General features: G+C 41.7%; 8 protein-coding genes and 1 pseudogene. 8 read left to right on the top strand and 1 reads right to left on the bottom strand.

Annotation, left to right across the window (positions count from 1 at the left end; genetic code table 11):
• The 3 genes and pseudogenes from LC574_RS17415 to LC574_RS17405 all read left to right on the top strand — a co-directional run.
• Nucleotides 1–103: pseudogene (locus tag LC574_RS17415) on the top strand (IS1 family transposase); the annotation flags it as partial.
• 166 nt (nucleotides 104–269) lie between these two features.
• Nucleotides 270–872: a heme-copper oxidase subunit III gene (locus tag LC574_RS17410; protein ID WP_179069592.1), complete on the top strand. Its 603-nt coding sequence runs from the start codon at nucleotides 270–272 to the stop codon at nucleotides 870–872.
• A 413-nt stretch (nucleotides 873–1,285) separates the two neighbouring features.
• Entirely contained in the window at nucleotides 1,286–1,516 is a 231-nt protein-coding gene (locus LC574_RS17405) for a hypothetical protein (protein ID WP_174709866.1), read from the top strand.
• Here the strand turns inward: LC574_RS17405 and LC574_RS17400 are convergent.
• Complete coding sequence (locus LC574_RS17400) at nucleotides 1,489–1,689, bottom strand: hypothetical protein (RefSeq protein ID WP_229454667.1); 201 nt, start codon at nucleotides 1,687–1,689, stop codon at nucleotides 1,489–1,491. The genes LC574_RS17405 and LC574_RS17400 overlap by 28 nt on opposite strands.
• Nucleotides 1,690–2,257: 568 nt before the next feature.
• Between LC574_RS17400 and vnfD the strand changes: the two genes are divergently transcribed.
• The 5 genes from vnfD to LC574_RS17375 all read left to right on the top strand — a co-directional run bounded on the left by vnfD (nucleotide 2,258) and on the right by LC574_RS17375 (nucleotide 7,505).
• Entirely contained in the window at nucleotides 2,258–4,354 is a 2,097-nt protein-coding gene (gene vnfD / locus LC574_RS17395) for a nitrogenase vanadium-iron protein, alpha chain (protein ID WP_229454666.1), read from the top strand.
• A gap of 132 nt (nucleotides 4,355–4,486) precedes the next feature.
• Nucleotides 4,487–4,759 carry a hypothetical protein gene (locus LC574_RS17390; protein WP_229454665.1) on the top strand — a complete coding sequence of 91 codons (273 nt, stop codon included), beginning with the start codon at nucleotides 4,487–4,489 and terminating at the stop codon, nucleotides 4,757–4,759.
• Between the two features lie 142 nt (nucleotides 4,760–4,901).
• Complete coding sequence (vnfK, locus tag LC574_RS17385) at nucleotides 4,902–6,287, top strand: V-containing nitrogenase subunit beta (protein ID WP_229454664.1); 1,386 nt, start codon at nucleotides 4,902–4,904, stop codon at nucleotides 6,285–6,287.
• A 131-nt stretch (nucleotides 6,288–6,418) separates the two neighbouring features.
• The gene (locus tag LC574_RS17380; protein WP_229454663.1) at nucleotides 6,419–6,793 is read left to right on the top strand and encodes a nitrogenase component 1; all 375 of its coding nucleotides are present in this window, start codon (nucleotides 6,419–6,421) and stop codon (nucleotides 6,791–6,793) included.
• A 76-nt stretch (nucleotides 6,794–6,869) separates the two neighbouring features.
• Nucleotides 6,870–7,505, top strand: a complete 636-nt coding sequence (locus LC574_RS17375; RefSeq protein ID WP_229454662.1) for a DUF4277 domain-containing protein — start codon at nucleotides 6,870–6,872, stop codon at nucleotides 7,503–7,505.
• The last annotated feature ends 113 nt before the right edge of the window (nucleotides 7,506–7,618 follow it).

Genomic DNA, 7,618 nt, shown 5'->3' with positions numbered 1-7,618 from the left:
CCGAAAAACACTCTGCTATTCTAAATCCGTGGATATGCTTAAACATTCAATTCGATTACTACTTCATTATTTAAAGTATCGTGAAATACCCGTGTTTCTCTGATTCATCCCGCATTTATGCAACGCCCCCGGAGGGTAGGAGCGCAGAAGTTCATGCAGAGGGATGCAGAGAGTTTGAGATTAGGTATTACGCGATCGCAAACTACTACTTTACTCTCTTTTCTTGCTCTGTGCCTCTGCGTGAGATAAATATATAGGAGTTTCAAGCAATGGACAGTTCCATTATTTCAGAAGAATCAGATCATCTCTCACACGAGCATACCCATGATGAAGAAGGCAGCAAGATGTTCGGCTTCATTGTCTTCTTGCTGTCAGAGACTTTCATTTTCCTCGGTTTTTTTACAGCATATATTGTCTATAAAACAGCAAATCCTGACTGGCTACCAGCTGGCGTTTCTGGACTGGAAGTCAGAGATCCGGCAATTAATACGGTAATTCTTGTTTCTAGTAGCTTTGTCATCTACTTGGCAGAACGTGCCCTTGCACGCCATGACTTGATAACATTTCGCCAGTTTCTAATGCTTTCGATCGCAATGGGAAGTTACTTTTTAGTCGGACAAGCGATCGAGTGGAGCCATCTTTCTTTTGGCTTTACCACAGGTGTCTTTGGTGGGATGTTCTACTTACTGACAGGTTTCCACGGTTTGCACGTTCTCACTGGCATTTTGTTGCAGATACTTGTTTTTGGTCGCTCTTTCATTCCTGGTAACTACGACACAGGTCATTTTGGTGTAAATGCCACTTCTATTTTCTGGCACTTTGTTGATGTCATCTGGATTGTTTTGTTTGTTCTGATTTATATCTGGCAATGATACTCCGTTGTCTGAGGTTTTGTGTGGAAAATAGCTATTAGTACTTACGCAACACTACTAAATTTCCTGTTGCGATCGCTCCAGCATTAAATAATAAAACAGAAGCCGTTACCAAACCCTGAAAAATTTGCAATAGCATAGCATATCCACGAATAATGTCAGCATTCGTCCGCGCACAATTGATGAAGTTATGAGTGCCAAGTACCAGAGAAATTGGTTGCCTTGATTTGTTCCAAATTGCCTAATTAATGACTTAATTAAAATACCAAAGGCGCATTAGATGCCCTTGGAATACTGAAATTACGAGCCATCTCAGGACATACCAGGAGGCTTGTATTTTGCAACTAAACCAACAGACTTGAAACAACTATACGATTTATGCTCGACAATGTACTCTTGTACCTTAAAAGCCAATGCCGATCGTATTTAATGTAGTAGATGTTGAGGACAAAGAGCATTACTTGAACTATGAAGACATAGAGGAAACAAAGGTAGCTGATGAAGGATTACGCAACGATGATTACCTCGATGCTCAATGCTTTTTCGTCCTCCTCAAAAATGGAGATATACTACTTCTAGAAATGGCTAGACAAAATCAAGTAAGTAAAAACTTCCTTTACCGCTTACTGATGCCAGGAGAATAGCCTCCTTTAATATCTAGGGCTGCCTGGATGCCTCCGGTTGCTATTCTTAAATCCATCGTGGACACAGGAACCTGTTGCGATCGCAGTTGATCAAAGACTGCGATCGCTTCAGCATCAAATGATAAAACAGGAGCCGTTACGAAAAGAAGGAAGAATTTCCAACAGCAGAGCATATCCACGAATTATGTCAGCATCTTATTAAGAATTTTTCTCATCATGCCAATTGTGATCCTTTGTGCGTGAAGTGGTTTAGATTCCCTCTAAATCAAGAATATCATACATCTGGCCAATTTACTTGCGCTGAGGAATTAATTTACAAAGAGTATTCGTGGTTACAATTAGTCATCATCTAGAGAGCTTCAAAGCCGATAATTGCGTTATTCTGTTGTTTAAAGTTGAGAGAATATCGTCGATTTTTCCTTGGTGAGATATCTATAGTAAGGACATAAAGTAAATCATTTATCTCTTCACTTCCAGTTAGAATAGTCTGTCTATTCTCTTTACTAAAAGTCTTCTCTATAGAATGATTTGGATTAATTTAAATCTAGACAGGACTGTCTATTCTAAACTGGAAATATTCATGTTTTCCAATATTAATTTAGTTAATTTTTATCAGCTTTACTATTATTAATTTCAAAGGTTGATAGGATTTTGAAATCAAGGAACTCAAAGAAGTTTCTGACAAAATTAATAGCTAAGAAGAAGGATTCTTCTTCTCAATTGCAACTGGAGCAATCAGCCATGCCAATGAAGTTGTTTAAGTGCGACGAAACTATCCCCGAACGGGAGAAGCACATATATATTAAAGAGAAAGGAGAAGATACAACCCAGTTTCTCCCTAGCGCCCACGTCGAAACCATTCCCGGCTCATTATCTGAACGCGGATGCAGCTATTGTGGTGCAAAATTAGTAATTGGTGGTGTCCTCAAGGATACCATCCAGTTGATACATGGGCCTGTGGGCTGTGCCTATGATACATGGCACACCAAGCGTTATCCCAGCGACAATGGCAACTTCCAACTCAAATATGTCTGGTCATCAGACATGAAGGAACAGCACGTTGTCTTCGGTGGTGAAAAGCTGCTCAAGAAGGCGATGTTGGAAGCCTTTGCAGAATTTCCTGACATTAAGCGGATGATGGTGTACACCACCTGCTCTACTGCTTTGATTGGCGATGATATTAAGCCTGTAGTCAAAGAAGTCGAAAAAGAACTTGGTGATGTCGATATCTTCACTGTGGAGTGTCCGGGTTTTGCTGGGGTGAGTCAATCCAAAGGACACCACGTATTTAACATGGGGTGGATGACGGACAAGGTAGGAACTTATGAGCCGGAAATTACCAGCCCATACACGATTAATGTGATTGGTGATTACAACATTCAAGGAGATACCTTTGTCCTTGAAAAGTACATGGAAAAAATGGGTGTGCAAATTATTGCCCATTTTACTGGTAATGGTACTTATGACTCATTGCGTGGGATGCACAGAGCGCAGTTGAATGTGACCAACTGTGCCCGTTCTGCTGGATATATTGCCAATGAGTTAAAGAAAAAATATGGCATTCCTCGTATCGATGTGGATACTTGGGGCTTTGACTATGCTAAGGAAGGGTTACGCAAAATCGGTGCTTTCTTTGGGATTGAAGATAGAGCCGAAGCAGTGATTGCCCAAGAGGTGGCTAAATATGAGTCGAAGTTAGCTTGGTATAAGGAGCGCTTGACTGGTAAAAAAGTTTGTATTTGGACAGGTGGCCCACGTTTGTGGCACTGGACGAAAGCGCTAGAAGACGATTTAGGGATGAAAGTGGTGGCGATGTCGTCGAAGTTTGGGCACCAAGAGGATTTTGAAAAGGTGATTGCCAGAGGTGAAGAGGGGACTATTTATATTGATGATGGCAATGAACTGGAGTTCTTTGAGGTGCTGGAGATGGTCAAGCCGGATTTGGTTTTGACTGGGCCACGGGTGGGTGCATTGGTGAAGAAGTTGCATTTGCCTTATGTGAATGGTCATGGCTACCACAATGGCCCTTATATGGGTTTTGAAGGTGCGGTGAATATGGCGCGGGATATGTATAATGCCATTTACTCGCCTTTGATGAAATTGGCTCAATCTGATATCCGTGCAGGGCAAAATCTGCCAAGTACCAATGGTAATGGCAACGGTAAAGCAGCTAAAGAGGTATCTGAGGAAGTCGTTTCTTTAGTTCAACAGCAAGTTAAGGAAGCTACTTCACAGGTTCAAAAGCCAGCTAAGGAAGCTGTACCACAGGTTCAACCGCAAGCTAAGGAAGCTGCACCACAGGTTCAACCACAAGCTAAGGAAGCTGCACCACAGGTTCAACCACAAGCTAAGGAAACTGCGCTACAGGTTCAACCGCAAGCTAAGGAAACTGCGCTACAGGTTCAACCGCAAGCTAAGGAAGCTGCGCTACAGGTTCAACCACAAGCTAAGGAAGTTGCACCACAGGTTCAAGTGCAAGCTAAGGAAATCGCGTCATACATTCAAGAGCGAGCTGCGGAAGTCACAAAATTAATTCAAGAACGTTGTTTGTGGCAGTTTCACTCTCGTGCATGGGATCGGGAAGAAAACATCAATGGTGTTCTCAATAAGACCGCCCAAATCTTGACTGGAGAAAAGGTAGTTCTAGAAACCTTGATCGAGAGAGGTTTTTATGCAGATGCGAAGATCCTTGCAGCTGACCTGGAAATTAGGTTTGCATGGTTAAATAGCATGGAGAACTCGCAAAAGAAGGCTGTACTGGAAGCTGTTAAGGGAATGCTGATCGATATTGTAATAACCAAGTCGAAGAATGGTGAATTACATTATTCGCTTTATTAAAGCAATTAGATCGGTAATTCAACCCTCTGGGTGACGCTTGCAGACTTGCGATCGCTCTTAGCGTCCCCTTTTCCCATTGCTGAGTTAAGGGAGAAGACCAGACTACCTCATTAAACGAACGGCGTTGTTGGATTGGAGTATGAAATAGAGTCTTGTCATCCTGTTAGTGTTTGTGCAGAAATTCTCTTACAGAGTAGAGGCTTACAGAGTAGAGAGCGATGCCTGCGGCAAGCTAACGCTACGACGGGCTACACCAAAAGCATTCCCAAGAAGCGTAGTTTCCTCATAGTGTCTGACTACAGAAGCATCTCATCTAGCTTTCAAGATTTTCAGGAAATTCAATTCTACTTTTCTTCTGTAATCGATGCTATTGGTAGCTTGCTTCTTAGTTGGATGCAGCGTTAGCGTTAGCGTTAGCTCGCCGTAGGCATCGTTCGCCCCAGACATCGCTCCACTTTCTTAAGCTCAAAAAGACACTTCATATCTTCGTTCAGCAACGCCAAACAAACACGCATCACGAATTATACACTATCTAGGAGTCAAGAGAATGTCTTTAGTCGTAAAACAGAAAGAACGAAAGGGAATCATCAATCCTATATTTACCTGTCAGCCGGCTGGGGCTGAGTATGCTTCTATTGGAATCAAAGATTGTATTCCCCTGGTGCATGGAGGACAGGGATGTAGTATGTTCGTTCGTCTCCTGTTTGCCCAGCATTTGAAAGAAAATTTCGACATTGCTTCTTCTTCACTCCATGAAAATAGCGCTGTCCTTGGAGGACAGCCACGCATTGAGGAAGGTGTAAAGACCTTAGTAGCACGATATCCCGATTTACGGATTATCCCAATTATTACGACTTGTTCAACTGAGACAATTGGGGACGATATCGAAGGAACCATTAACAAGCTCAACGCCCAGTTAAAGAAAGACTATCCCGATCGCAAGGTTATCCTTGTTCCTGTACATACCCCCAGTTACAAAGGTAGTCAAGTCACTGGCTATAATGTCGGTGTACATGCAATTATTTCTAGCCTAGCAAAAAAAGGCCAACCAACTGGCAAGTTGAACATCATCACTGGGTGGCTTAACCCTGGAGATGTCACTGAAGTTAAACGCATCTTAAAAGAGATGGACGTTCCAGGAAACATCTTACTGGATATAGAAACCTTCGATGCGCCCACCATGCCCGATAAGACAAGTTTTGCCTTTGGGAATACCACCATTGAAGAAATTGCTGATTCTGCCAATGCGTTGGGAACCATTGCCTTATGCAAATATGAAGGAGGCAGTGCAGCCGAATTCTTAGAAGAGAAGTTTAAGGTTCCTGCAATCATTGGCCCAACACCAATTGGGATCAAAAATACCGACATCTGGCTGCAAAATATCAGCAAACTGACTGGTAAACCAATACCAGAATCTTTAGTCAGAGAACGTGGTAAAGCTATTGATGCGATCGCAGACCTCGCCCACATGTTCTTCGCCAACAAGAAGGTAGCGATTTACGGAGATCCCGATCTAGTAATTGGTCTAGCAGAGTTCTGCTTGGAATGTGAGTTAGAGCCAGTGCTAATGTTGTTGGGAGACGACAACAAAGCCTGCACCAAAGACCCAAGAATTGCCGAGTTGGAAAAGCAAGCAGCCTGTGATATCGAAGTGATCTGGAATGCAGACCTCTGGGAATTGGAGCGCCGCATTACAGATAAATCCCTCGAAATCGACTTGATTCTAGGTCATTCCAAGGGTCGGTATATTTCTATCGATAACAAAATTCCGATGGTTCGGGTAGGCTTCCCCAGCTTTGACCGTGCAGGTCTGTGGAAATATCCTGTGATTGGCTATAAAGGAGCAGAATGGCTAGCAGATAACATTGCCAACGCCATGTTTGCAGATATGGAGAACAAGCACGATCGCGAGTGGATCTTAAACGTTTGGTAGATTGAGTTTTAAACGCAAAGGAACGCAGAGTAAAACGCAAAGGAGCGCAGAGTTTGAGTGCTTTGCGTTCCTCTGCGCTAACCTCAGCGTGCCTCTGCGTTTAAAAAAGATAAAATATTTGGAGAACTATCATGATAGATCAGAATGTCGTATTTTACGGAAATTTGAGTGAACTGTATCGCTTGGCAAAAGAGGGTAAGATTAAGACCAGTTTACAAGGTAGTCATACCCGCCCCTGTAAATTTTGGACTGCAACGAAGATTTTAAGTGGGATTAAAAATGCGATCGTCATTTCTCACGGGCCGAGTGGCTGTGCTTATGGAGTCAAGCGGGCATACAAGCTGACTAATAGCCGCAATAGTGGTTCACCTTATGAACCCGTGGTGACTACGAACATGAGTGAGAAGGCGGTAATTTTTGGTGGCGAAAAAGAATTAAAACTCACCTTCCGCACCCTAACTGTCACACATCAACAAAAAGCTGACATGGTAGTACATAGGAACTAAGTTAGATTCAAAAACCAAGAGGCTTAACGATAAGAAGTAGCATTAATTAGAGGATTTGGCGAAAAGAGGAAGTTCTGTGACGAAGACAGAACAAAGAGAAAACTTCATAGTTAAAAAAATAATTGATAACAAAAAGATAAATGAGAGAATTACAACAGAAATCGTGGAGAATACTGTTGTTATGTTGAATGCCGAAGACATTGAAATTCAAAATATAGACCATTTAGGAATAGTAGCAGGAATAATAGACGCGATAGGATTAGTAGAAATCGTCAATGAATTAATAGGTGAAGAGAAAGGAGAAAAAGTCAGTCCAGGTCATGTAGTTAAAGCTATGATATTGAACGGATTAGGATTTGTATCGAAACCTTTATATATGTTTGCCAAATATTTTGAAACAATAGCCTGTGAGCATTTAATAGGAGCAGGAGTCAAACCAGAATATCTCAACGATGATAAACTGGGGAGAGTCATGGATAAACTATTTATAAAAGGACTGGATACAATATTTTTTAGCATCGCCTTAAAAGCAGCCAAAAAATTTAATGTATCACTGTCAACATCACATTTAGATTCATCATCAATGCACGTGCATGGGGAATACAATACCAGCTTACCAGAAGTAATATTTGAGAAGCAACGATTAGGAAATACCCAAGACCTAGAAGAGTTAGCAGTAAAATCACCAAAAGAAATTAGGTTCTTCCGGTAGTTTTATGGTGTTTATTAGAATTCACCAGATTTTAATAACTATGATTTAGTGATATCAATGCCTACAATATAGATTTTATAAGCATTTAAGAAATATTAAGCATACTTAAATAA

It is taken from the genome of Nostoc sp. CHAB 5715 (assembly GCF_020829685.1).
Lineage (GTDB): Bacteria > Cyanobacteriota > Cyanobacteriia > Cyanobacteriales > Nostocaceae > Nostoc.
Note: the sequence above shows the minus strand (reverse complement) of the source record. Positions and strands in the feature narration are given on the sequence as shown.

Excerpts from the sequence above, each read along its gene's own strand:
- vnfD (WP_229454666.1), top strand. The coding sequence starts at position 2,258 with ATGCCAATGAAGTTGTTTAAGTGCGACGAAACTATCCCCGAACGGGAG.
- LC574_RS17380 (WP_229454663.1), top strand. The coding sequence starts at position 6,419 with ATGATAGATCAGAATGTCGTATTTTACGGAAATTTGAGTGAACTGTAT.
- LC574_RS17410 (WP_179069592.1), top strand. The coding sequence starts at position 270 with ATGGACAGTTCCATTATTTCAGAAGAATCAGATCATCTCTCACACGAG.
- LC574_RS17405 (WP_174709866.1), top strand. The coding sequence starts at position 1,286 with ATGCCGATCGTATTTAATGTAGTAGATGTTGAGGACAAAGAGCATTAC.
- LC574_RS17400 (WP_229454667.1), bottom strand. The coding sequence starts at position 1,689 with ATGCTCTGCTGTTGGAAATTCTTCCTTCTTTTCGTAACGGCTCCTGTT.
- vnfK (WP_229454664.1), top strand. The coding sequence starts at position 4,902 with ATGTCTTTAGTCGTAAAACAGAAAGAACGAAAGGGAATCATCAATCCT.